Raw genomic sequence first — 21,919 nt, forward strand, 5'->3', positions numbered from 1 at the left:
GGTTACGGCGGTCATAGCGTGGGGGAAACGCCCGGTCCCATTCCGAACCCGGAAGCTAAGACCCACAGCGCCGATGGTACTGCACCCGGGAGGGTGTGGGAGAGTAGGACACCGCCGGACACACATTAGGTCGAGACCCCCCAACCCACACGGGTCGGGGGGTCTCCCACATTTAACTGACAATCGAAGACGCTAGAGTCGCAGGATGACCCTGACCCGAATCTTGGATGTCCCATCTGGGAACCCCGCGAACGGGAAAGTCCACCTCCGGACTTTGTCCTTGTCCGACGTCGGGCCCTTGGCGGCCGCATATACCCGGAACGCAGAGCACCTCGCCCCATGGGAACCACGGCGCAGCGCGGCGTTCTATACCAAGGCAGGGCAAGAGGCAGTTGTTCGGAGCAAACTGAACCAATATGCCGCAGGCACGGAAGTCGCTTGGGTAGTTCTCCAGGAGCGGGATGTCATTGGCATGATTACTTTGACGGGCATAGTCCGCGGACCGTTCCTGAACGCCAACTTGGGTTATTGGGTCGACCAAGCGTTCACCGGCAAAGGCATTGCCACTTCTTCGGTGGAGTCGGTTCTCTCCATGGCGAACGACGAACTGGGACTCCACCGTATCCAAGCCGCAACCTTGATGCATAACGTGGCCTCGCAGGCGGTTCTCAAACGATCCGGCTTCGAGAGGATCGGCATGGCGCCGTCGTATCTCCACATCGCAGGCGAGTGGCAAGACCACGTCTTGTATCAGCGTATTCTCTTCTAATCCACCGATCGGATGCTCTGAAGGTGCCGTGGTTGGGGGCCTGTTTAACGCCGTAGGGTACGCCATGTGGGGTCCGCACCCCCAAAAACCCTGAAAAACCGGTGATTTTGGTCAAAAAAGCGCGGAAACACGCGGAATTTGCTGGCCATGGCGGTGCAAGCTGGTAAGTTTTCGAGCAGTGGCTTGCTCGCATTCCGCTTGAAAGCTCAAAAAACGTATTAGTCCAGGAGGACGTAAATGGCTAAGAACCGTAGTGAACTCGTTGCAGAGGTAGCAGGCAAGGCTGGCACGAGCCAGGCAGCCGTCAACTCCGTGCTCGATGCACTGTTCGAAGTTTTCGAGACTTCTGTCGCCGCTGGCGAGAAGATCACCATCCCGGGCTGGCTCGCAGTAGAGCGCACCGACCGTGCAGCACGCACCGGCCGCAACCCGCAGACGGGCGAAACCATCCAGATCGCCGCTGGCCACAGCGTTAAGCTGACCGCAGGCTCCAAGCTGAAGGCTGCTGTCGCCAAGAAGAAGTAATTCCACTTCGGCGAACGCCTGAAGGGGCGGCAACCAACTGGTTGCCGCCCCTTTTGCCGTTAAGCAATCACTTGTCCCGCACACCAAGGCGGCATCCGCTCGCCTGTGGCCACTTCTCCTCCCCAAACGGTTCCCGATTCGCAGCCCAGCCAGACGTAACGGACAATGGATAGGTGCCATCAGCAAGAAGCTCCGCAACTGCCCCATCGCCTGTTCCCAAGCCGGGAGCGCGGGGAGGCAATGCCGTCACGGGCATTTCCCTCCCATGGCAGCTTGCTGGACTGGCGGTGCTCTTCCTGACTTTGGCTGCGGCCCTCATCTTCTCCGGGGCTTCTGCTGCCCGCCAGGTCTCAGACCCCGGAGCACTGGTCCGGTGGGGCTTGCCGTTCGCGAAAGCTGTCCACAACGTTTCCATAGCCACAGTTATTGGTGGCCTGATCTTCGCAGTTGGAATCCTGCCCAAGAACCTTAGAGCGTCGCGATCCCGTGAAAAGGATCTGGAGGCTCCGGAACATCCGGCTTTTACACGCGCCCTTGCCGTTGCTGCTGCGGCGGGCGCCGCTTGGACGCTGTCCGCTGTAGCGGTCCTGGTACTGACCTACGCGGATGTTGCGGGTCAGGGACTCTCCGGTGACGCCGAATTCACCCGCTCGCTGGTGTACTTCATGACGGACATTGAGACGGGCAAGGCCTGGCTGTCCATCACCATCATCGCCGCTGTAGTCACCACAGCGCTCTTCGGCGTCCGATCGCTGACTGGCCTCGCCTTTACGCTGCTGCTTGCCTTGATCGGGCTCATTCCGCCAGCTCTGATCGGCCACTCCTCCAGCTCCAGTGATCATGAAGGCGCCATCAACTCGCTGGGCCTTCACCTGGTTGGTGTCTCCGTGTGGGTGGGAGGCATAATCATGCTCGCTGTCCTTTCCGGATTACTCGCTGGTTCGAGGAGCCATGGAACCAGCGACGTCACTGAGTCGACGCTTCGACGGTTTTCGGCCCTGGCAGGCTTTGCTTTCGTCCTGGTGTTTGCGTCCGGTGTGATAAACGCAGCCATCCGCGTGACGAACCTGGGCGATCTGTTCGGCTCGGCCTATGGCCAGATCATCCTTGCCAAGGCACTTGCCACCCTGGTGCTGGGTGGCATTGGTTTCATGCATCGTCAGTGGGTCATACCTCAGTTGGGGAAGAGCGGTTCGATGTCTGCCCGCCGCGTGCTGTGGCAGTTGGTTCTGGTTGAGCTGCTGGTTATGGGCGCGACGTCGGGCCTCGCCGTGGCGCTGGGGCGCTCGGCCCCGCCGCAGCCCACTACATACGCACCGGACGCCTCGCCGGCGTTCATCCTGTCCGGCTATGAGATTCCGCCTGAACTTACGCCAGAGCGCTGGCTTACGGAATGGCGTTTTGACTGGCTGTGGGTGGGAGTCGCCTTATTCGGGGCCGTGTCCTACATCCTCGGGATCATCAAGATTCGCAAGCGCGGGGATAGCTGGTCCTGGTTCAAGACGGTGAACTGGATGATTGGACTGGTGATTCTCACCTACATCACCTCAGGTCCGCCAGCGGTCTATGGCCGCGTTCTGTTTTCTGCCCACATGGTGGATCACATGGCCCTGACCATGGTGGCACCGATCTTCCTGGTGTTGGGTTCGCCCGTGACCCTTGCACTGCGTGCGCTCCCTTCCCGAGGCGAAGGCGCCCACGGTTCGCGGGGGCTTAGGGAGTGGCTGCTCCTGTTCGTCCATTCCCGGTTCTCGCAGGTGGTGACTCATCCGCTGTTCGCGGCTGCGAACTTCGCGGGATCCATCGTGCTGTTCTACTACTCAGACCTTTTCGGACTGGCGATGCGTGAGCACGTCGGGCATGAGCTCATGAATCTGCACTTCCTGCTGACCGGCTACATTTTTGTGCTCAGCATGATCGGCAGTGATCCTTTGCCGCGCCGGGCGCCGTACCCCATGCGCCTGCTGCTCCTGCTCGCAACCATGGGGTTCCACGCGTTCTTTGGCGTGGCCATCATGGGCGGTACTGGCCTGCTGGCTGCTGACTACTTCGGTAACCTGGGCCGGACCTGGGGTGCCTCGGCCATCGCAGACCAGCAAATGGGAGGCGCTGTAGCTTGGGGCATTGGCGAAGTTCCCACCTTGCTGGTGGCAATCGGCGTGGCCGTGATGTGGTCGCGCTCGGACGAGCGGGAGACCCGACGGGTGGATCGCGCGGCCGACAGGAATAACGACGCCGATCTCAGTGCTTATAACGATATGTTTGCCCGGCTCGCTGACCGCGACGCCAAATTGGCTGGCCGCCCAGCCTCAGCCGCCCCGACTGCCCTGACCACCCCAACTGCCCAGACTCCAACCGACAACGCAGCCCCAAGCGACAACGCAGCCCCAACCGACAGCGCCTCATCAGGACGCACAACAGACAGCGTTGAGCGGGCAAGCAGCAAGACCGAACGAAACACGAAGCTGGAAGGACGCTGATGAGCGAAACCGTACGCACCCAACTCCGGGTCCGGGCCTCCGAACTGGAGGGCCGCGGCTGGCTCAACACGGGCGGCAAGTCCCTTGACTTGGAATCCCTGCGGGGCAAAATCGTGCTGCTGGACTTCTGGACGTTCTGCTGCATCAACTGCCTGCATGTCCTCGACGAACTCCGGCCCCTCGAGGAAAAGTACTCTGACGTCCTGGTGACAGTTGGCGTACATTCGCCCAAGTTCGAGCACGAAGCTGATCCTGTTGCCCTTGCAGCTGCCGTGGAACGTTACGAGATCCATCACCCGGTCCTGGATGACCCTGAGCTGGCCACGTGGAAGGCGTACACAGCCCGTGCTTGGCCCACGCTGGTTGTTGTGGATCCGGAGGGTTACATCGTGGCGCATCTTTCCGGGGAAGGCCACGCTGACGGCCTCGCTGTGCTGCTTGAGGAGCTTGTCGCCGAGCATGAAGCAAAGGGGACCCTTCACCGGGGCAACGGTCCGTACGTCGCTCCTGTGCCGACGTCGGGCACTTTGCGCTTCCCGGGCAAAACGACCCAGTTGGCCAACGGCAATTACCTCGTCGTCGACTCCGGTCACCACCGCCTGGTGGAGCTCCACCCGGACCTGAAAACCGTTGAGCGGGTTATTGGCTCCGGGACCAAGGGCTACGCGGACGGCCAGACGGACACGGCCCAGTTCAACGAGCCGCAAGGCATAGCTGTTCTTCCGACGGAACTCGCTTCTACGCTCGGTTATGACGCCGTGGTCGCCGACACCGTTAACCACCGCCTTCGGGGTGTGACGTTGAGTTCAGGGCATGTCCGGACTGTTGCCGGCAACGGTGTGCAGCGCTTGCTCGATGCGGGCCCTGCCCGTGTAACCGAGACGGGCGCGGGTGCCTGGTCCGAACACCACGACGGCGGTCCGGCTGACTTTGCTGCCGACGCAATCGACGTCGGGGTGCTTGGCCTCGGTACGGAGGTCTCCTTGTCCTCGCCGTGGGATGTGGTGTGGAGCGTGAAGCTGCAGCGTGTTGTCATCGCGATGGCGGGAACTCACCAGATCTTTGCGTTCGATCCCGTGACCAACCAGGTTTCCATCCTGGCGGGCTCGGGCCTGGAGGGACTGTTGGACGGCGCCGCGGAGGATGCCTGGTTCGCGCAGTCGTCCGGCCTGGCCATTGATGCCGATGACAACATCTGGGTGGCCGACTCGGAGACTTCCTCGCTGCGACGTTTGGTGCTTAACGAAACCGGCGTGACAGTGGAGACAGCCGTCGGCCAAGGCCTGTTCGACTTCGGATTCCGTGACGGCGACGCCAGCGAGGCACGCCTGCAGCACCCCTTGGGGGTCACGGTACTGCCGGATGGTTCCGTAGCGATCGCCGATACTTACAACGGTGCCGTTCGCCGGTACGATCCCGCGACGAAGACCGTGTCAACGTTGGCGCGTGGCCTGGCCGAGCCGAGTGACGTCGTCGTGGTTAACCACGGCAACAGTGAGCCGCTGCTGGTGGTGGTTGAATCAAACAAGCATCAACTGGTTTTGGTACCGATTCCCAAGGAAGCCCAGCAGGTGGATGAGGGCGCGTCACAGACGCACCGTCCCAAGAGCCCCGTGACCCCTGGAATCCTGGAGCTGGCTGTTCGCTTCAAGGCTCCCACGGGTCAGAAGCTTGATGACCGTTGGGGCGATCCGACGCAGATGAAGGTCTCTTCCACGCCGCCTGAACTGCTGGTCTCCGGCGGCGGGACATCGGTGGGCTTGTTGCGCACCATCGAATTGTCGCCCGACGTGCCAGAGGGCATCCTTCACATTACTGCCCGTGCGGCCGCCTGCGATGGACCTGAAACCGCGGACGGAGAGATTCCGGACCACGCGGCCTGTCACCTGTACCAGCAGGATTGGGGCATCCCTGTTATTTTGCAGGCTGATGGCGAATCAGAGCTGGTGCTTGATCTCCGCGGCATGGACTAAAGCCTGCTGAACTGGCCCGGGTTTGACCCTTGAAGGGGGAGGACCTGGGCCTTTTCATGCCCTCAGCCTTCCAGAACTGGGCCAGTCGCGCCCGTGAAGTCGTTGCAAAAGTTGATCGTGGGGCGGGTTCCCTGATCGAAACCTTCGCGCGTGTCCTGTTCAGGGATGTGGGGATCCGGACCGAGAGCCAGGTCTTTATCGACGGCGTAGGGAACTGTGGAGTGCGCGGGGGGCCTAGAACGTCAGCATCGGGGTGACGGTCACGGTGTTGTTGTCAGTGTCCAGCTGGGTGGTGAAGCTGAAATCGTGCTCCACGTTGAGGTCGTTGACCAAGCCGGTGAACAAATTGATCTCGCGGGCGGAAACCCTTGCCTTGCCGTTGAGCGGGGCTACAACCCATTTGCCGCCGAAGGGCTCAATGGTGATCTTGGGGTACTCAGTAATTTCCCATTTGATGGTTCCGTCGACGACGCGCGCATTGCTGGCGTGGTAGAACGGGCAATCAGGTTGGAGTCGTTGCTGCTCGGTGGCTTGGGCGGCGCAGGTGTCCAGGAACTCCCGGACTTTACCGGCAACGGCTTCGTTCAAAGCCTTGGTTGACCGGGTCTGCAGGTTCAGGGGTGCCTGGCCGCCGTCGCGGTTTGAAACGAGGGCCGAGGCAGCAGGAGCTTCGAAGTAGGTGCCGTTCAGGCTGGCTTCGTATTTGCCGGGGTAGAACACGGCAAAAGTGTTGTGACCATTGGGCATGTTGACGGGGACGCCGTTGAGCGCTGCCTCATTGGAGTTCACGACGGTGACCTCAAGAGTGGGAAGCGTGGTGGGAACGAATGCCCATTTGCCGAAGAACAACCATTGGGTCCCAGTGCGCTCCATCAGGAATTCGGTGTGGAGCCGGTTGCCGTCCAAGGTGTAGTCCATGGGCACTGCAACGCGGTTGCTGCCCCTGGACTCGGCATTTCCGAGTTTGATGTCGGACAGTTTGGAGGCCGCAGTTTGCAGGGCTGTGCCGTCGAGCATGGCGGCATTCGCGCTGGGAACTTTTGCCCTCAACAGACCCAGGGCTTGCTCGCCTTCGCCCTTCTGCAGGGCCTCCAGATACTCCCGGACAGGCTGTTGCGGACTGGCCACGGAGGAGCTCACCAGGTTGACGCAGACGATGGCCCCGGCGGCAGCAAGCATCAGACCGAGCAGCCATCCGGCTGCGGTCCTGACTATCGCTTGACTCAACTGCACGCCCTTTACGTTACCTGCCGCAGCCGCGATAGCTGTGCAGGTGGACGTCAGCGTGACCTGCGAAGACCCTTCCGAAAGGGCCCGACGGCGGGTGGCAGCAAGCTTTGCCGCCACCCGGCGTCGGGCTTTTGAGAGCCAATAAGGACTAGCGGCGGCGCCGCGAGGACGTACCGAATACGCCGCGCATAAGGTCACGGCCAAGCTGCGTCCCCATGGAGCGGACCATGCTCTTCAGTCCGCCGCCCAAAGCTCCACCAAGGGCTCCGGCAAGGTCGCCGAACATGCCGCTATCCTGCTGCGGCGCAGGGGCCGGTGCCGGAGCCGGCTCCGGAAACGAGGAGGACTCCGGCAGCGAGGAGGGCGAAGGCGCCGGCCGGGAACTCGGGCGGCCGAGGATCTCTTCCTCGATGCGCCGCGCTTCGGCGTCGATGTCGTAGGGCGTACCCCCGGAAGCGCCAGAACCGGAAGCGCCAGAACCTGAAGCGCCAGGCACCGAAGCGCTCGCCGGAACCGGGGGCAATCCCGGTGCGGCGTCGCCGGTGGACGGTGCAGCGTTGCCATGGAGTTTCTCGTAGGCGGACACGTTGTCTACAGCGGTCCCGTACTTGACCAGAAGCGAGGACGAAGCGACAGTGCTGCGGATCAGGTCATCGGCGCTCGGGCCCATCACGGATTCGGGGGCACGCAGCCGGGTGAGGGCAACAGGTGTGGGCGCGCCTTTTTCGTTCATGACGGTAATGACGGCCTCACCGATGCCTGCGGAGGTGAGTGTCTCTTCAAGGTCGTAATCGCTGACGGGGAACGTGGAGACCGTGGCTTTGAGGGCCTTTGCGTCCTCCGGGGTGAACGCGCGCAAGGCGTGCTGTATCCGGTTGGCGAGTTGGCCCAGGACATCGGCGGGGACGTCCTTGGGTGTCTGGGTGACGAAGAAAATGCCGACACCTTTGGAACGGATGAGCCGGACCGTGGTGGTGATGGCCTCGAGGAAGGCCTTTGAGGCGTCGTTGAAGAGAAGGTGGGCCTCGTCCAGGAAGAACACCAGCTTGGGTTTGTCGAGGTCGCCGGCTTCGGGGAGGTCTTCGAAAAGGTCGGCGAGGAGCCACATGAGGAACGTGGAGAACAGCAGGGGCTTGGTCTGCAGCGTGGGCAGCTCAAGGCAGCTGATAACGCCCCGGCCGTCGGGGGCGGTGCGGAGGAGTTCTGCGGTATCGAACTCCGGTTCGCCGAAGAACTTCTCCATGCCCTGGGCCTCGAGTGTGACGAGTTCCCGCAGGATGACTCCGGCTGTGGCTTTGGAGAGTCCGCCAAGATCCTCCAGCTGTTCCTTGCCCTCGTCCGAGGTGAGGAACTGGATCACAGCCCGGAGGTCTTTGAGGTCGATCAGTTCCAGCTTGTTCTTGTCCGCAAAGTGGAAGATCAGCTGAAGACTGGATTCCTGGGTGTCGTTGAGGTCCATGATGCGCGAGAGCAGGATGGGCCCGAACGAGGTGATGGTGGCGCGGATCGGGATTCCATTGCCGTCACCGCCCAGGCTGAGGAATTCAACGGGAAAGTTCTTGCCCTGCCACTGCTGCCCGAGGGCTTCAGTTCGTGCGGTCAACTTTTCACTGCCCGTTGCCGCAGTGGCCAGTCCGGAAAGATCTCCCTTGATGTCCGCGAGGAAAACTGGAACACCCGCCGTCGACAACTGTTCGGCAATCATGTGCAGCGTGACCGTTTTGCCAGTACCGGTGGCGCCGGCCACGAGGCCGTGGCGGTTCATCATGGCCAAGGGGAGCCGGACCTGGGCCTCTTTGTGGATCTCACCATCGACGATCGCCGCGCCCAGCTCGATGGTGGCTCCTTGCAGGGCGTACCCCTGCTGGATCGTGGCAAGTTTTTCGGCAGTTGTTGCGATGGGTTTGTTGGCCATGCGCATAGCTTAGCTGGGCAGGACAAGATCCTTGCTGAAGGCCAAATGCTTGATGTCCTCGGGGTCGGCAGCGAGGTCGAAGAGCGCCTTGTAGCCGGTGGCGAGGTACAGATTTTTTGCCTCGGGCTGGCGTGGACCGGTGGTGAGGTAGAGCTTCCTGTAGCCCCGGCGTCGTGCTTCATTCTCCAACTCCGTGAGCACCTTCCGTGCCAGGCCGCGACGGCGGTGCGCAGAGTGGGTCCAGATCCTCTTGAGCTCTGCGGTGTGCTCGTCGTAGCGCCGGAATGCGCCGCCAGCCACGGATTCGCCGTTCTCCTGGATGATGATCAGTGCTCCATGGGGCGCGGCAAATTCCTCGGCCGGGTACCTGTTCAATTCCTCCGCAGCACCGCCGGTGCCGAAAAGTGTCCCGTAGCGCGTGTCGTATTCGACGGCGAGTTCGTCCAGAAGGGGACGGACGCGTGGATCGCGCATGGGCAGGCTGAGGACGGAAAGGCCCGATGTCGGCAGGGTTGGCGTTGTGGTCATGTCAGGCCTTTCGTAGTTGGAGCCCAAGTAAGTAGCAATTAAGCGCGTTTTTGGGCGGTCAGAACGCGCTTAACTGCGACTCAGTTGGGCGGGCAGCAGCAACGGTGGTCAGGATCTGCCGGGCCAGGGCATCGTTTTCCCGGAAGGGTGCCGCATTGGTATTGGGGCGGGCAAACGCTCCCGCGCCCCACCCCGACGTCCACGGGCCCACGGCGAACAAACCCTTCTGAGGAGTACCAACAGGGGACAGGACCTGGTGATTCCCGGAGACAAGGAGTTTGCCCGTGGAGTGGGGACCCTCCGACGTGAGCAGCCGCTGTTCGGTGCCCCATCCGGCGTCGTGCAGGTCTGTCAAAGCGGGATTCGCCGAACGTTCCACGGACGCTGAGGGCAATCGTGCCTCGATGTACGCGGACGCGTCCACCACGACGGGTGACTGGAATGAGCCGGCTACAAACCGGCCCGTTGATTCGTCGGTGCGAACCCACATTCCCGGCCCCAGGAACTTCAGGAACCCGGCACGGTGCAGCGCGAGCATCTCACGGAGACGGTGTGACGGCGGCCCGGAATCCACGAAGCTGAAGAAGCCGTGCCACCAGCCGTGGATCGCTTGTTGCGACCGTGCATTGAGCCGATCCTGCGGGACCAGTCGGCCAAGGTCCATGTAGACGAACAACAACGCGGTGAAGAGCGCGAGCGTTTCGGAATGGTCCGGGCTGCTCCGGAGGTCGAGATCGTGTTGGATGTACGCGGCCACCGAACGCTGCACGGCCTCGTGGTCCTCGAAGGCGCAACCGCTCAGGGGGTGGTCCAGGGCCTCCAGGTCCAAGCGCAGCGCGGGATCAGGGATGGAGAAGGCAACCAGCTCTTCCCGGGCAGGGCTGTACCAGTCGACTGCATCGAACCGGGCCTCGAATTCCTTCCAGCTGCCTGACACGCGCGCTGGGTAGCCGGTGAACAGCTCCCGATAGTAGGCATAGCCGGCGTCCTTGGCGATCAACGGCCACAGCTGTAAGCGGAAGTCCAGTTCCTTATGGTTCGCCAACAACGCATCAACTGCCTCGGCGGTGAAGTACCGCGGCCGGCTGAACGGCTCGCCGCGCACAACGGAGGAAATCTTGGAGTGGTAAGGCACGCCGCGTCGTGAACCTACCCAGAGGCTCGGTTCGGCGCCGGAGGGCACGTACTTAAGGTCGCCGTCGGCTACTTCCTCGAAGCGCCCGCCGCGGCCCTCGAACAGCAGCACCAGCAGATCCACGAACCCGAGCCCCATGCCGGATACGATCACGTCCTGGCCGGCTTTGATGCCCGAGTAGTTCACGTCCGTTGTGTACGACGGCGGCGCATGGAACCCACCGTGGCGGGCAGCGAAATCGCTGAGGCGGGCGGACTCGTCGTCCGGCAACGAATCGGTATGGCCCAGGGCGTAAACCACGACGTCGGACAGCACCTCCGCGCCGGAAGCCAACCGCACGCGGTTCGCGCCGGCGTCGGACCCTGCGGGACCGTGCACGGAAGCGGAAACGGGCGTGACCGCGGTAGCCGTGTCCCGGTGGACAGTCACGGTGACATCGGGCCCCAGGGCAGCGACTGACCGACGGAAGAACCATTCGAGGTATTTGCTCTGGAGCTGCCGGGTGGGAAATGAAGAAGGTGTGAGGGACTGGAGCTGTGCCAGCAAGTGCGACTCCAGCGCAGGGACGTCGCGGATGCTCCCATCCAGCACACCTGCTGCCCACGTGGCCAGTCCGGGGCCGTCGACAGGAGGACCGTCGCACGCCACGGACGCGTCGGTGAACATAGTGACGTCCGCGGCGGTGGAGTTCAGCAGCAGGCCCGGGCTCTGGTCATAGCGCCAGATCCTCCCGGAGCCCGGCTCATACGGCTCCACGATGTGGATGTGCAGCGGCCCATCGAACAAACCGGGCCGGCTCGCCGCCAGCCTTTCCAGGACGCCGGCCGTGCGCGGGCCACCGCCGATGAAGGCGATGGCGGGAACTGGTGACGGCATGGAATCTCCTGAAATACAGCGGGTGGTGCAGCCCAATCTAGGGAGGAGATGCGGCCCAGGTCGAGGAGCTGGTAACGGCCGTTCACTGCGCGTCATTGGGCGTTAACGGGCGCAAAGTTCTGACTCATATGGCGTTGCGTGAAGTCCCGTGAACCCGCGCTAAGTCCAGTGAAGAAGTGCAAATTTCCGCCTTGCTGGCTCTCCTGTGCGCGCCTAGATTGGCATCCATCCGATAGTCAACAACCGATCTGAAAGAGGTGGCGCATGAGTGCGATCGCACCGCCTGCCACGGCAGAAACTGCACCTGCCACCACGGATTACTCCGACTACAAACTGGTCCCTGCCCGGCACCCGTGGCGATGGGTGGGTACCGTCCTGGTGGCTGCGGGCGTCGCAGCCATTGCGTGGTCGCTCGTCACCAACCCGCGTTGGGAGTGGGGAGTGGTGGCGCAGTGGTTCACGGCCCAGTCCGTAGTGAATGGCCTGGTGGAGACGCTCAAGCTCACGGCGATCTCCGGAGTGCTGGGATTCGTCCTGGGATTCATCCTTGCCCTCATGCGCTTGTCCGCATCGCCTCTGCTGGTCTCGGTTTCCTGGACGTTCTCCTGGATCTTCCGTTCCACGCCCCTGCTGGTCCAACTGCTTCTTTGGTACAACCTGGGCTACCTCTACGAGAAGATCAGCCTGGGCATCCCCTTCACGGATGTCCGCTTCTTCGAAGCCCAGACCACCACGCTGATCAGCCAGTTCGCTGCAGCAGTGCTGGGCCTGACCCTCAACCAGGCCGCCTACTCCGCAGAGATCATTCGTGGCGGCATCCTCTCGGTGGACCAAGGTCAACTCGAGGCAGCTTCCGCACTGGGCATTCCCGCTTGGAAGCGCTCCACACGGATCGTGTTGCCACAGGCCATGCGCGCCATCCTGCCCAACGCTTTCAACGAGATCATTGGCTTGGTCAAGGGCACCTCGATCGTTTACGTCCTTGCGTATTCCGAGCTCTTCTACACGGTCCAGGTGATTTACAACCGGACCCAGCAGGTGCTGCCGCTGCTCCTGGTCGCCACACTTTGGTATGTCGTCATCACCTCAGTGCTGAGCGTCTTCCAGTACTACATCGAACGCCACTTCTCCAAGGGCGCCCTGCGGACCCTGCCTCTCACTCCATTGCAGAAGGCCCGCAGGTTCTTCGCCACCCACGTTGCAGTCTCACAGACCAAGGAAAGCCGATGAGCATCCTCGCCGCGCGCAAAGAAACCACGACGGCGGCCCAGTCCGCAGACGAAATTCAGGCTGACGCCCGCGGCGGCGCTTCGGCCAGTCCGACGGCGGCGCAGCCCGCCTTGAGGGACAAGCCCACGACAACGGACAACACCGCGACGACGGACAACCCCACCACCCGCGGGCAGGTCGATATCACCAACGTCCGAAAGTCTTTCGGCACTACCGAAGTCCTCAAGGGTGTCTCCTTGTCAGTGCCGCCAGGCGGTGTCGCGGTGATCGTGGGCCCGTCCGGATCGGGCAAGTCCACCCTGCTGCGTACCATCAACCACCTCGAGAAGGTGGACGGCGGCTTCATCACCATCGACAACGAGCTGGTGGGCTACCACGTCCGCGGGAACAAGCTTCACGAACTACGTGAGAAAGACATCCTCAAACAGCGCACCAACATCGGCATGGTCTTCCAGAGCTTTAATCTTTTCCCGCACCTCACCGCCCTGGAAAACGTCATCGAGGCGCCGATCGTCGCCCAGAAGCGATCCAAGGCTGAAGCCAGGAAGCGTGGCCTGGAGCTCCTGGGCCGGGTGGGCCTGAAGGACCGGGCAGATGCCTACCCACGGCAGCTCTCCGGGGGTCAGCAACAGCGGGTCGCGATTGCGCGGGCACTGGCGCTGGACCCCAAGATCCTGCTCTTCGACGAGCCCACCTCAGCGTTGGACCCCGAACTGGTCAACGAGGTTTTGGACGTCATCCGCGAACTTGCCAAGTCAGGGACCACGTTGATCATCGTGACCCACGAGATGGGTTTTGCCAGGGACATCGCGGACACCGTGGTGTTCATGGACCAGGGCCAGATCGTTGAGTCCGGCACGCCCCAGGAAATCTTCGGCAACCCCCGTGAAGAACGCACCCGAAGCTTCTTCTCCAAGGTCATCGAACCGGCTTTCAACATCTAGGAAGAAGTCCTCCATGTTTCGCATCACCCAAACCAAGCTCGTGGCACTTGCTGTACTGCCCGCCGTCGTACTTCCTGCGCTCGCCGGATGCTCCGATCCTGGCGCTTCGGCAGCCAAACCCGCGAGCGAAGCCGCGAAGAACGGCGTCGTCTACAACACCTCGGTGGACCAGAACCGGATCCGTGGGGAAAAAGATACTGCCGCAGCCGCCAACGTTCCGGCTGCCATCGCCAAGGATGGCAAACTGACCGTTGCCACCACCGCGGGTTCCATCCCACTGTCCTTCCACGCGACAGACGACAAAACGCCGATCGGTGTGGAGGTGGACATCGCGCAACTCGTGGCCGACAAACTCGGCTTGGAATTGGACCTCCAAGTGACCTCGTGGGAGAACTGGCCCTTGAAGACCCAGTCCGGTGATTTCGAGGCCGTGTTCTCCAATGTCGGCATCAACGCAGCCCGGGTGAAACTGTTCGATTTTTCCACCTATCGCGCTGCCTACATGGGGTTCGAGGCAAAGAAGAGCTCCAGCTATGACATCAAGGGTTCGGACGATATCTCGGGGCTCAAAATCTCCGTGGGCTCCGGCACCAACCAGGAGAAGATCCTGCTGGCGTGGAACAAGGAGCTCGAGGCCAAGGGCAAAACCCCGGCGACGCTGCAATATTACTCATCCGACGCCGATACGATCCTGGCTTTGTCCTCCGGCCGCACGGACCTGAACCTGGCGCCCTACCCGTCGGTGACGTACCGCGAGAACACCCGTGACGACCTCAAGGTAGTGGGCAAGGTCAACGCCGGCTGGCCGTCGGAAACCCTGGTTGCCGCCGCCACGCTGAAGGGCAACGGGCTGGCCCCCGCCATCACCGATGCCCTCAACTCCACTATCAAGGACGGCTCCTACGCCAAGGTCCTGGAACGCTGGGGCCTCTCCGAAGAAGCCCTGCCCGAATCCAAGACCGTGACAGAAGCAAGTTTTGGGACCGCCAAGTGAAGTTCCAGGTCCTTGACATCATTCCCCACCTGAAGAACCCGGTGACGGGGGAGATTGTCTCTACAGCTGACCGCCTGAACCAGGTGGTGGAAACGGCCCGCCGCGCCGAGGAACTGGGCTTCGACAGCTTCTCGGTGGGGGAACGCCACGCAGGTGAGTTTGTTTCCTCATCCCCGACGACGGTCCTCGCCGCCATTGCCGCCGTCACCCATCGAATCCGGCTTCAGACCGGCGTCGCGGTGTTGTCTGTCCTGGATCCTGTTCGGGTGGCCGAGGACTACGCCACGATCGACCAACTGAGCCGGGGCCGCTTGGAGTTGGGGATCGGCAAAGGCAACGAGGTGCTGCAATACCCCCTCTTTGGCCTGTCATTGGATGACCAGTGGGAGTTGCTCGCTGAGAAGTACGCCCTGCTCCGCACCCTCTGGCGCAAGGAAGGCGTCACGTGGTCAGGCCGCTTCAGGTCACCTCTGATTGAACCAACCACGACGACGCCACGCCCCTTCGCGGGCTCACCGCGGATTTGGCACGGCTCGGCTACAACCCTTACGTCTGCGGCGCTGGCGGCCAAATGGGGCGATCCGTTGTTCACCGCGAACGCCATCCAGCCCCGGGAGAATTACAAGGTCTTGATCGACCACTACCGCGAAGAATACGAACGCCACGGACACGATCCCCGGCACCAGTATCTGGGCTCAGGCAGTGGGGCCGGCGGTGTGTTCATTGCCGACACCACGCAGGAAGCCATCCGCCAGTACGGACCCGTGTATGAGGCGCTGACCGCCGGCCGGAACGTTCCTGGCAACAACTCACCGTTCCGGGACATCCAGCATGCTGTTGCTGAGGGGCCGGCCCTTGTGGGCAGCCCGGAGCAGGTGATCGACAAGATCCTCAGCTACCACTCGCTGTATCAGCATGACCTGCAGTCGATCTCCTTGCCCACCACGCTGCCCTTCGAACAGCAGCTCGACATCCTGGAACGCTTCGCGCTGGAGGTCATCCCGGCCGTCCGTGCCGCCGCACCAACCACGTTGTGGGAATCCGGAGACCCGTTCGCCGGACGACCCGCGTTCGCCGGCGCCACCGAACCGGACGCCGCAGCAACCGTCACAGCAGACCACGCCTTCAACAGGAGCGATTACGCACATGTCTACGCACACTGAAACAGCACTCGAATCCTTTGCCGAGGAATGGCAGGAGTGGCACACCGCCCATGAGCGCCAACGGGCACATCCGCACGGCTTCCTCGCCGTGACCCACCTCCACTGGCTGGACAGCAACCCGACCCGGTTGGAAGGTGCGCCTGGTACCTGGAACGTGGAAGCCGACGTCGTACGCGTTGTTTTGGAGCCGGGCGAAAGCTTGCAGCAGGACGGCGTTGAACTGAACGGCCACTCTGGCAAGACGTTGGAATTCGGGCCCATCGAGGAGCGCGACGGCGTCAACCTGGCCTCCGGCGACACCGTGATCGAGCTAGCCAAGCGCGGCGGCGAGTACATCGTGCGGCCGCGGAATCCGTCCAACGCTCTCTTGCAGGATTACCAGGGCACGCCCGCTTATACGCCCAATGCTGCGTTTGCCGTGGCCGGTACGTTCGTGCCGTTCGAGACTCCGCGCCCCACGACGGTGGGTGCAGCTGTCGAAGGTATCCAGCATGTGTACGAGGCGCCGGGCCAGATCCGCTTCAAGCTTGCGGGCCAGGAACTGGCGCTGACCGCGTTCAACGGCCACGCGGCGGGATCGCTTTTGGTGCTGTTCACGGACCAGACCTCCGGCAAGACTACGTACGCGGCCAACCGCTCGCTCTCCGCGGTCCCCGCGGCTGATGGCTCCGTACAGCTGGACTTCAACCGGGCCGTCAACCTCCCCTGCGCCTACACCGACCTGGCCACCTGCCCGCTGCCCCCCGCCGAAAACCGGCTGCCCGTGGCAATCGAAGCGGGCGAAAAGATTCCCTACGAACGTCAGGACCAGAAGTGAGTACCTTCAAAGAACGCAAGGCCGGGTTCCTGGCCATTGAACTCGACGGCGCGGGATACCAGAACCTTGCAGCCGCCGTCGTCGCAGCCGAGTCTGCTGGTTTCCACGCGGCAACCTTCGCCGACTCACCGGCCCCGGGGCGGGTCAACGCTCTGCAGCGCGCGGCCTTTGCTGGGCCGTTGACGCGGAACATAGCACTCGTACCGGAAGTGGACACTGTATATACGGAGCCCTTCCACATCTCCACGCAGCTCGCCAGCCTGGACTACGTGGCCAGAGGGCGCGGCGGGTGGATCGTCACCGCAGCGGACTCACCCGAGGCTGCGGCCGCCGTCGGGCGTTCTTTTGTTCAGGGTGAGGCGCTGCCACAGGAAGCGGCGGCCTCCGTCGAAGTTGGCCGCCGGCTGTGGGATTCGTGGGAGGACGACGCGGTGATCCGCGATGTCGCCACGGGTCGCTACCTTGACGTCGACAAGCTGCACTATGTGGACTTCGAAACTCCTGCCGATTTCGCCGGTCCCGCTTACTCCATCAAGGGTCCGTCCATCATTCCCCGGCCGTTGCAAGGTCAGCTGCCTGTGCTCGCCGCTGCCTCCTTGGTGGGTGAGGGCTTGGTTCCGGTGGAGTCCGTGGATGCTGTGCTGGTGTCTGCTCCGACGCCTGAACTGCTCGCTGCCGAGGTTCGCCATGTGCGGGCCCGGCTTGGAGCTGAGGTTGCGATTGTTGCAGAGCTCGACGTCGTTCTTGACTCGCGCGGGCAGCCTGCCGCTTCGCGTTTCGCTTCCTGGGCGGAAAGCGGTTCGTCTGCGGAAGCAGGCCGGGCACGGTTTGTCGGTTCGGCGACCGGTCTGACTGACCTGCTCGATTCTCTTCTCAAGGAGGCCGACGGCGTCCGTCTCCACCCCGCCGTCCTGGACGTGGACTTGGAAGAACTGTCCCGCCTGGTGCTGCCCGAACTCCGCCGGCGCGGGTCTTTGCGGGCGCCTCTGCAGGATGGGACGTTCCGCGATCTGCTGGGCCTGGAACGTCCGGCGAGCCGCTACGCGAAGACGACCATTGCAGCCGTTGGCTCGGAAAACTAAGGGGATCACCGTGACTCAGCACAACCGTGCTATTTTCCAGCCGACGGGTCAGATCCAGTTCGGCATCTTCTTCCAGGGCGTCAACTCCGGCACGATTTGGAAGGCGCCGGAGTCGGGTTCGCAAACCGACTTCGAATCCTTCCGCCGCATCGTCCAGACCGCCGAGCGGGGGAAGTTCGCGGCGTTCTTCCTCGGCGAGGGGCTGCGGCTGCGCGAACACCTCGGCCGCCCACATGCCTTGGACGTGGCGGGCCGGCCCGATGCGCAGACCATGCTGGCGGCCCTGGCAGCAGTGACCAGAAACATCGGGCTCGTAGCCACGCAGAACACGACGTACAACGATCCGGCTGACCTTGCGCACCGCTTGTCCTCCTTGGACCTGATTTCCGGTGGAAGGGCTGCCTGGAACGTGGTCACAACGGACAACGCCTGGACCGGAGCGAATTTCCGTCGCGGGGGATACCTTGATCACGCCGACCGGTACAAGCATGCCGAAGCATTTGTTGAGACGGCCAAACGCATTTGGGACTCGTGGGAGACCTCGTCGGGGCCGGCCCGACCTGTGCTTCATGAGGGTCAGCACTACACGGTGGACGTCACCCCGCGGTTGCCCCGGAGTGCCCAGTACCGTCCCGTGCTCTTCCAGGCCGGCGACTCCCCGGACGGCCGCGACTTCGCAGCCCGACAAGCAGACGTGATCTTCTCCGCCCACCCCAAGTTCGATGACGCCGTGGAGTTCCGTCGCGACATTGTGGCGCGCTCCGTCGCTGCCGGCCGCGGAGCCAACGCGGTGCAGATCATGCCGGCCAGCGAGTTCATCCTGGCCGCCACCGATCAGGAAGCCCAAGAGAAGAAGGCCTGGGTCCGCAGCCTCCAGATTGGGCCGCAGCAAGCGATCGCGTATTTGGAGCAGTTCTGGGGCCGCGAGCTCACTGAGTACGATCCCGATGGTGCGCTCCCGGAGATTGATCCGGTGGTCGAGGAGACCTCGGAGACACGCGGCAGCGGCTTCCATGGCGCGAAGGCACGCCAGCTCGCGGACCAGTGGCGGGCCGAGGCCAAGGACAAGGGCCTCACGATCCGCCAGTTCGTCACGTCCCGCACAGCGCGGGTGGACGCGACCTTTACCGGTTCCTATACCGCCATCGCCGACCACCTCTCTGAGTACGCCCGCGTTGGCGCAGTGGACGGGTTCAACATCTCACCGTGGCTTATCCCTACTGGCCTGGACGACATCGTGAACCACTTGGTACCCGAACTTCAGGAACGCGGGGTCTACCGTACGGACTACCGCGGAACCACGCTGCGCGAAAACCTGGGGCTTGAGACACCCGTGCGTACCACTGAGTCGCTGCCGGCCTGATGTTGGCGGCATTTGTTGCTGGATCATTCCTTCGGCGTCTCGGAAGGCGCCCGGATCCACGCGGGTTCCACCGTGTGGATGGTGGAATGATCCAGCAAAATCGAGCAGCAGTGGTTGACGAGTCGAGGGCAACCATCCGCTTGCAGTTGGCGGTGTGGGGGCAGACACTCTAAACGCAGGAAACTAGAGGAGTTCTTTGAACACGTCCCAACCGCGGCCCACGGGACCATAGGGTCCCCAGAGGACAGTGGTGGACGCTCCGGCAGAATAGGTGACCAGATCTCCATTCCCGTTGATTGCAGCGAGGTCGTTGTACTTGGAGTGCGAAAAACTTCCTAGTCCGGCTATCTCGGAGAAGACATCCCAACCGCCGCTGATGACGGACGATGGCTGCCAGCCGCCAGCATCATCAGCCGGGTACAGGAAGAGGTGTCCGTTGCCGTCCCTTGCATAGACTTCCACAGGGCCATCGCCGTTCATGTCGCCGGCAGTGATGATCTTGTTCATCATCTGCCAGCCTTGACCCACCTTCGTGGGGGCGAGCCACCCTCCGTTGCCATCGCCAGGGTAAAGGAAGAGATCTCCAGCCGGATTTCGCGCAAGGACATCGTTGGTTCCGTCGCCATTGAAATCACCCGGTCCGACGATCGCGTTGAAAACGTTCCAACCCTGGCCCACCTGTTGGCGCTCAAGCCACCCACCCTCGCCATCACCCGGATAGAGGAAGAGGTTGCCTGCCGCATCCCTGCCGAGGAGGTCATTGAAGCCGTCACCATCGAAGTCGCCGGGTGAGAAAACGATGTTGAACACGTTCCAGCCTTGGCCAACCTGCACGGGCTCATCCCATGCACCCCAATAAGTAGGACACGCTCCCTCGCAACTTCCCTTGTAATAGGTGTAAGTCCGCGGATACAGGATGAGGCGGCCATCATGGGTTCGTGCGAGTGGCTCGAAGTTGCCGCGGCCGGTCCAGCCCATGGCCCGGCTGGAGGCTTTGATGGGCAGTGTTTCCGGGCTTACCTGGGAACCCGTCGGACAACCCGACTGGCCCGGGGTAAGTGGGTAGACCTTCATCGAAATACGGTGGCCCTGGTCTTCGGGAAGGACCTGCAGGGTTTCACCCTGCCGCTCGGCAGGAAGCGGCACGCCATCCCTCAACCACTCCAGGGTGATGCCCTCACCCGTGCCGTCCGGATTCCTGCAAGCTGAGTAGTCGTAGTTGTACTGGCGGCGCAGTTCCGCGCCGACGTACGGTACGCCGTCGATGTAGGGTGTCGGCTGGGACGCGGCGACGGAGGGCGGTGCTCCGGCGGCCAGCAGCCCTGCTGCCAACGCCATGGCCATCGCTGAGACCGCTTTGGATCGTTTGGTGCGCGCTTGAACGTTCCCCATTGTGTTCCCCCCGGAAGCCTGCGTCGATGTGCTGACGTTACCGCACTTGGGGTGCGCTGGTCAGGGGTTGCCGGGTCAGGAAGTCCGCTGATTAGGGGATGCCCGCCGCCAGCATGAAGACGTCGATCTGGTCCTCGGATTCCAGAACAAAACCATGCCGCTCATACAGGTGGCGCGCCGGACTTCCCTGCAGCACGTTCAAACGGAAGGGCCTCTCATCCACGGAGGCCGCCATGACGTGCCGAAGTACAGCACCACCCAGCCCTTTGCCCTGGTGGGCCGGAGCCACATAGAAGTGCTCAATCCATCGGGCGTCCGGCTCCTGGCGAACTGCGATCACCCCTGCATCCACGCCGGCAGTATGGATCACGTAGGTGTGCTCTGGCTGGAACGCTCTCAGGAAGCGCTCCCGGACACGCACCGGATCCCAACGACCCAGCCGTTCGAGGTCTGGACGCATTACCACTGCTCGAAGCTCGGCGATCCAGATGGCATCGGAACTGTAAGAGGGGCGCAAGGTGAACTCTGGAGGCACGTCTCCCAGCCTAGATGTTTCAGCGCTGTTCCTGACACCTCCTGTTCCTGACACCTCCTGTTCCGCACCTCTCCTATTCCCGAACAGCGTCTTCGCTGGCCTCGTCCCTGATTCGCTGGGTCGCCACCCAACTGGCGAGCACTTTCAATGCGTCCTCCGAAGGTGTGCCGGGATCTGCGGTGTACACGTTGATCCGCAGCCCTGGGTCTGCAGACAGCTCAAGGGCTTCGAAGCTCAGGTCAAGGTCACCGACGATCGGGTGGTGGAGCCTTTTCCGGCCCGTGCGATGGTACTTCACATCGTGCCTGGCCCACCTGACCCGGAATTCCTCGCTGCGTGTGGAGAGCTCCCCGATCAGGTCAGTGAGGTCCTTGTCGTAGGGGTTCTTCCCGGCGGTAGACCTCAGCACAGCAACAATATCGTCGGCGCTGCGCTCCCAATCTGCGAAGAACTGGCGTGCCTTGGGGTTGAGGAAGGTGAATCGTGCGCTGTTTGGCGGGGTTGTTTCTTCGTCCATCAGGTCCATGTAGAGGGCAGCGCCAAGGTCGTTAGCAGCGAGGACATCGCCGCGATCGTTCCGAACCCAAGCCGGTGCCGTGGTGATGGCATCAATGACCCGTTGCACGCTTGGCCGGACCGTCTTCGGACTACGCTTCCGCCTCACCCGCGGCGCCACCGTGGCCGCGCGCGCCAAATCGAAAAGGTGCGCCGTCTCGGCGTCATCAAGCTGCAGGGCGCGGGCGAGTGCCTCAAGGACACTGTCCGAGGCTCCGGAAAGGTTTCCGCGCTCGAGCCGTATGTAGTAATCGATGCTCATCCCGGCCAGCATCGCTACTTCCTCGCGGCGGAGCCCTGCGACGCGGCGGTTGCCCCCGTAGGCCGGCAACCCGGCGGCGTCGGGTTTGATCCGCGCCCGCCGTGAGGTCAGGAACTTCCGTACGTCCTCGCTATGAGTCATGAACGCAACG

General features: G+C 62.7%; 18 protein-coding genes and 1 rRNA gene. 12 read left to right on the forward strand and 7 right to left on the reverse strand.

Features of this window, described 5'->3' with window-relative positions; all coding sequences use genetic code 11:
- Nucleotides 1–3 precede the first annotated feature (3 nt).
- The 5 genes from rrf to AB4Z15_RS02465 all read left to right on the forward strand — a co-directional run bounded on the left by rrf (nucleotide 4) and on the right by AB4Z15_RS02465 (nucleotide 5,747).
- Nucleotides 4–120: ribosomal RNA gene (rrf, locus tag AB4Z15_RS02445) — 5S ribosomal RNA — on the forward strand.
- 85 nt (nucleotides 121–205) lie between these two features.
- Complete coding sequence (locus AB4Z15_RS02450) at nucleotides 206–769, forward strand: GNAT family N-acetyltransferase (RefSeq protein WP_442015912.1); 564 nt, start codon at nucleotides 206–208, stop codon at nucleotides 767–769.
- Between the two features lie 237 nt (nucleotides 770–1,006).
- Nucleotides 1,007–1,294, forward strand: a complete 288-nt coding sequence (locus AB4Z15_RS02455) for an HU family DNA-binding protein (RefSeq protein WP_011776355.1) — start codon at nucleotides 1,007–1,009, stop codon at nucleotides 1,292–1,294.
- Between the two features lie 173 nt (nucleotides 1,295–1,467).
- Nucleotides 1,468–3,774 (forward strand): cytochrome c oxidase assembly protein, encoded by a 2,307-nt coding sequence (locus tag AB4Z15_RS02460; RefSeq protein WP_442015913.1) that lies wholly within the window; start codon nucleotides 1,468–1,470, stop codon nucleotides 3,772–3,774.
- Nucleotides 3,774–5,747: an NHL domain-containing thioredoxin family protein gene (locus tag AB4Z15_RS02465; RefSeq protein WP_442015914.1), complete on the forward strand. Its 1,974-nt coding sequence runs from the start codon at nucleotides 3,774–3,776 to the stop codon at nucleotides 5,745–5,747. Before AB4Z15_RS02460 ends, AB4Z15_RS02465 begins: the two co-directional genes overlap by 1 nt.
- Before the next feature lie 234 nt (nucleotides 5,748–5,981).
- Here AB4Z15_RS02465 and AB4Z15_RS02470 read toward each other — a convergent pair whose 3' ends face one another.
- The 4 genes from AB4Z15_RS02470 to AB4Z15_RS02485 all read right to left on the reverse strand — a co-directional run bounded on the left by AB4Z15_RS02470 (nucleotide 5,982) and on the right by AB4Z15_RS02485 (nucleotide 11,431).
- Nucleotides 5,982–7,010 carry a hypothetical protein gene (locus tag AB4Z15_RS02470; protein ID WP_442016183.1) on the reverse strand — a complete coding sequence of 343 codons (1,029 nt, stop codon included), beginning with the start codon at nucleotides 7,008–7,010 and terminating at the stop codon, nucleotides 5,982–5,984.
- A gap of 115 nt (nucleotides 7,011–7,125) precedes the next feature.
- Nucleotides 7,126–8,898, reverse strand: a complete 1,773-nt coding sequence (locus tag AB4Z15_RS02475) for a helicase HerA-like domain-containing protein (protein ID WP_442015915.1) — start codon at nucleotides 8,896–8,898, stop codon at nucleotides 7,126–7,128.
- Between the two features lie 3 nt (nucleotides 8,899–8,901).
- A complete protein-coding gene (locus AB4Z15_RS02480; RefSeq protein WP_442015916.1) occupies nucleotides 8,902–9,420 on the reverse strand; it encodes a GNAT family N-acetyltransferase in 519 nt (172 codons plus the stop codon).
- 58 nt (nucleotides 9,421–9,478) lie between these two features.
- Nucleotides 9,479–11,431 (reverse strand): FAD/NAD(P)-binding protein, encoded by a 1,953-nt coding sequence (locus tag AB4Z15_RS02485; RefSeq protein ID WP_442015917.1) that lies wholly within the window; start codon nucleotides 11,429–11,431, stop codon nucleotides 9,479–9,481.
- Between the two features lie 264 nt (nucleotides 11,432–11,695).
- On the opposite strand from AB4Z15_RS02485, the gene AB4Z15_RS02490 reads away from it, so the two are divergent.
- Genes AB4Z15_RS02490 through AB4Z15_RS02520 form a run of 7 tightly spaced genes read left to right on the forward strand, consistent with a single transcriptional unit; the run spans nucleotide 11,696 to nucleotide 19,024 of the window.
- Nucleotides 11,696–12,661 (forward strand): amino acid ABC transporter permease, encoded by a 966-nt coding sequence (locus AB4Z15_RS02490; RefSeq protein WP_442015918.1) that lies wholly within the window; start codon nucleotides 11,696–11,698, stop codon nucleotides 12,659–12,661.
- Nucleotides 12,658–13,605 carry an amino acid ABC transporter ATP-binding protein gene (locus AB4Z15_RS02495; protein ID WP_442015919.1) on the forward strand — a complete coding sequence of 316 codons (948 nt, stop codon included), beginning with the start codon at nucleotides 12,658–12,660 and terminating at the stop codon, nucleotides 13,603–13,605. Before AB4Z15_RS02490 ends, AB4Z15_RS02495 begins: the two co-directional genes overlap by 4 nt.
- Nucleotides 13,606–13,618: 13 nt before the next feature.
- On the forward strand, nucleotides 13,619–14,599 hold the full coding sequence (locus tag AB4Z15_RS02500; protein WP_442015920.1) for an ABC transporter substrate-binding protein: 981 nt from the start codon (nucleotides 13,619–13,621) through the stop codon (nucleotides 14,597–14,599).
- Nucleotides 14,596–15,762: an LLM class flavin-dependent oxidoreductase gene (locus AB4Z15_RS02505; protein WP_442015921.1), complete on the forward strand. Its 1,167-nt coding sequence runs from the start codon at nucleotides 14,596–14,598 to the stop codon at nucleotides 15,760–15,762. The genes AB4Z15_RS02500 and AB4Z15_RS02505 overlap by 4 nt, the downstream gene beginning before the upstream one ends.
- Nucleotides 15,746–16,579 (forward strand): DUF1684 domain-containing protein, encoded by an 834-nt coding sequence (locus AB4Z15_RS02510; RefSeq protein WP_442015922.1) that lies wholly within the window; start codon nucleotides 15,746–15,748, stop codon nucleotides 16,577–16,579. The genes AB4Z15_RS02505 and AB4Z15_RS02510 overlap by 17 nt, the downstream gene beginning before the upstream one ends.
- Nucleotides 16,576–17,661 (forward strand): LLM class flavin-dependent oxidoreductase, encoded by a 1,086-nt coding sequence (locus AB4Z15_RS02515; RefSeq protein WP_442015923.1) that lies wholly within the window; start codon nucleotides 16,576–16,578, stop codon nucleotides 17,659–17,661. Before AB4Z15_RS02510 ends, AB4Z15_RS02515 begins: the two co-directional genes overlap by 4 nt.
- A gap of 10 nt (nucleotides 17,662–17,671) precedes the next feature.
- Nucleotides 17,672–19,024 carry an NtaA/DmoA family FMN-dependent monooxygenase gene (locus AB4Z15_RS02520; protein WP_442015924.1) on the forward strand — a complete coding sequence of 451 codons (1,353 nt, stop codon included), beginning with the start codon at nucleotides 17,672–17,674 and terminating at the stop codon, nucleotides 19,022–19,024.
- A 183-nt stretch (nucleotides 19,025–19,207) separates the two neighbouring features.
- Here AB4Z15_RS02520 and AB4Z15_RS02525 read toward each other — a convergent pair whose 3' ends face one another.
- The 3 genes from AB4Z15_RS02525 to AB4Z15_RS02535 all read right to left on the reverse strand — a co-directional run bounded on the left by AB4Z15_RS02525 (nucleotide 19,208) and on the right by AB4Z15_RS02535 (nucleotide 21,909).
- Complete coding sequence (locus tag AB4Z15_RS02525) at nucleotides 19,208–20,416, reverse strand: FG-GAP repeat domain-containing protein (RefSeq protein ID WP_442015925.1); 1,209 nt, start codon at nucleotides 20,414–20,416, stop codon at nucleotides 19,208–19,210.
- A gap of 91 nt (nucleotides 20,417–20,507) precedes the next feature.
- The gene (locus AB4Z15_RS02530) at nucleotides 20,508–20,951 is read right to left on the reverse strand and encodes a GNAT family N-acetyltransferase (RefSeq protein WP_442015926.1); all 444 of its coding nucleotides are present in this window, start codon (nucleotides 20,949–20,951) and stop codon (nucleotides 20,508–20,510) included.
- A 73-nt stretch (nucleotides 20,952–21,024) separates the two neighbouring features.
- Nucleotides 21,025–21,909, reverse strand: coding sequence for a helix-turn-helix transcriptional regulator (locus AB4Z15_RS02535; RefSeq protein ID WP_442006111.1), 885 nt, complete (start codon nucleotides 21,907–21,909; stop codon nucleotides 21,025–21,027).
- Between the last annotated feature and the right edge of the window lie 10 nt (nucleotides 21,910–21,919).

Origin of the sequence: Paenarthrobacter sp. 2TAF44 (assembly GCF_052114885.1) — a bacterium.
Taxonomy (GTDB): Bacteria; Actinomycetota; Actinomycetes; order Actinomycetales; family Micrococcaceae; genus Arthrobacter.

What these genes read in the sequence shown, in the direction of transcription:
- AB4Z15_RS02450 (WP_442015912.1), top strand. Translation starts at nt 206, where the DNA reads ATGACCCTGACCCGAATCTTGGATGTCCCATCTGGGAACCCCGCGAAC.
- AB4Z15_RS02455 (WP_011776355.1), top strand. Translation starts at nt 1,007, where the DNA reads ATGGCTAAGAACCGTAGTGAACTCGTTGCAGAGGTAGCAGGCAAGGCT.
- AB4Z15_RS02465 (WP_442015914.1), top strand. Translation starts at nt 3,774, where the DNA reads ATGAGCGAAACCGTACGCACCCAACTCCGGGTCCGGGCCTCCGAACTG.
- AB4Z15_RS02475 (WP_442015915.1), bottom strand. Translation starts at nt 8,898, where the DNA reads ATGCGCATGGCCAACAAACCCATCGCAACAACTGCCGAAAAACTTGCC.
- AB4Z15_RS02480 (WP_442015916.1), bottom strand. Translation starts at nt 9,420, where the DNA reads ATGACCACAACGCCAACCCTGCCGACATCGGGCCTTTCCGTCCTCAGC.
- AB4Z15_RS02485 (WP_442015917.1), bottom strand. Translation starts at nt 11,431, where the DNA reads ATGCCGTCACCAGTTCCCGCCATCGCCTTCATCGGCGGTGGCCCGCGC.
- AB4Z15_RS02490 (WP_442015918.1), top strand. Translation starts at nt 11,696, where the DNA reads ATGAGTGCGATCGCACCGCCTGCCACGGCAGAAACTGCACCTGCCACC.
- AB4Z15_RS02495 (WP_442015919.1), top strand. Translation starts at nt 12,658, where the DNA reads ATGAGCATCCTCGCCGCGCGCAAAGAAACCACGACGGCGGCCCAGTCC.
- AB4Z15_RS02500 (WP_442015920.1), top strand. Translation starts at nt 13,619, where the DNA reads ATGTTTCGCATCACCCAAACCAAGCTCGTGGCACTTGCTGTACTGCCC.
- AB4Z15_RS02510 (WP_442015922.1), top strand. Translation starts at nt 15,746, where the DNA reads ATGTCTACGCACACTGAAACAGCACTCGAATCCTTTGCCGAGGAATGG.
- AB4Z15_RS02525 (WP_442015925.1), bottom strand. Translation starts at nt 20,416, where the DNA reads ATGGGGAACGTTCAAGCGCGCACCAAACGATCCAAAGCGGTCTCAGCG.
- AB4Z15_RS02535 (WP_442006111.1), bottom strand. Translation starts at nt 21,909, where the DNA reads ATGACTCATAGCGAGGACGTACGGAAGTTCCTGACCTCACGGCGGGCG.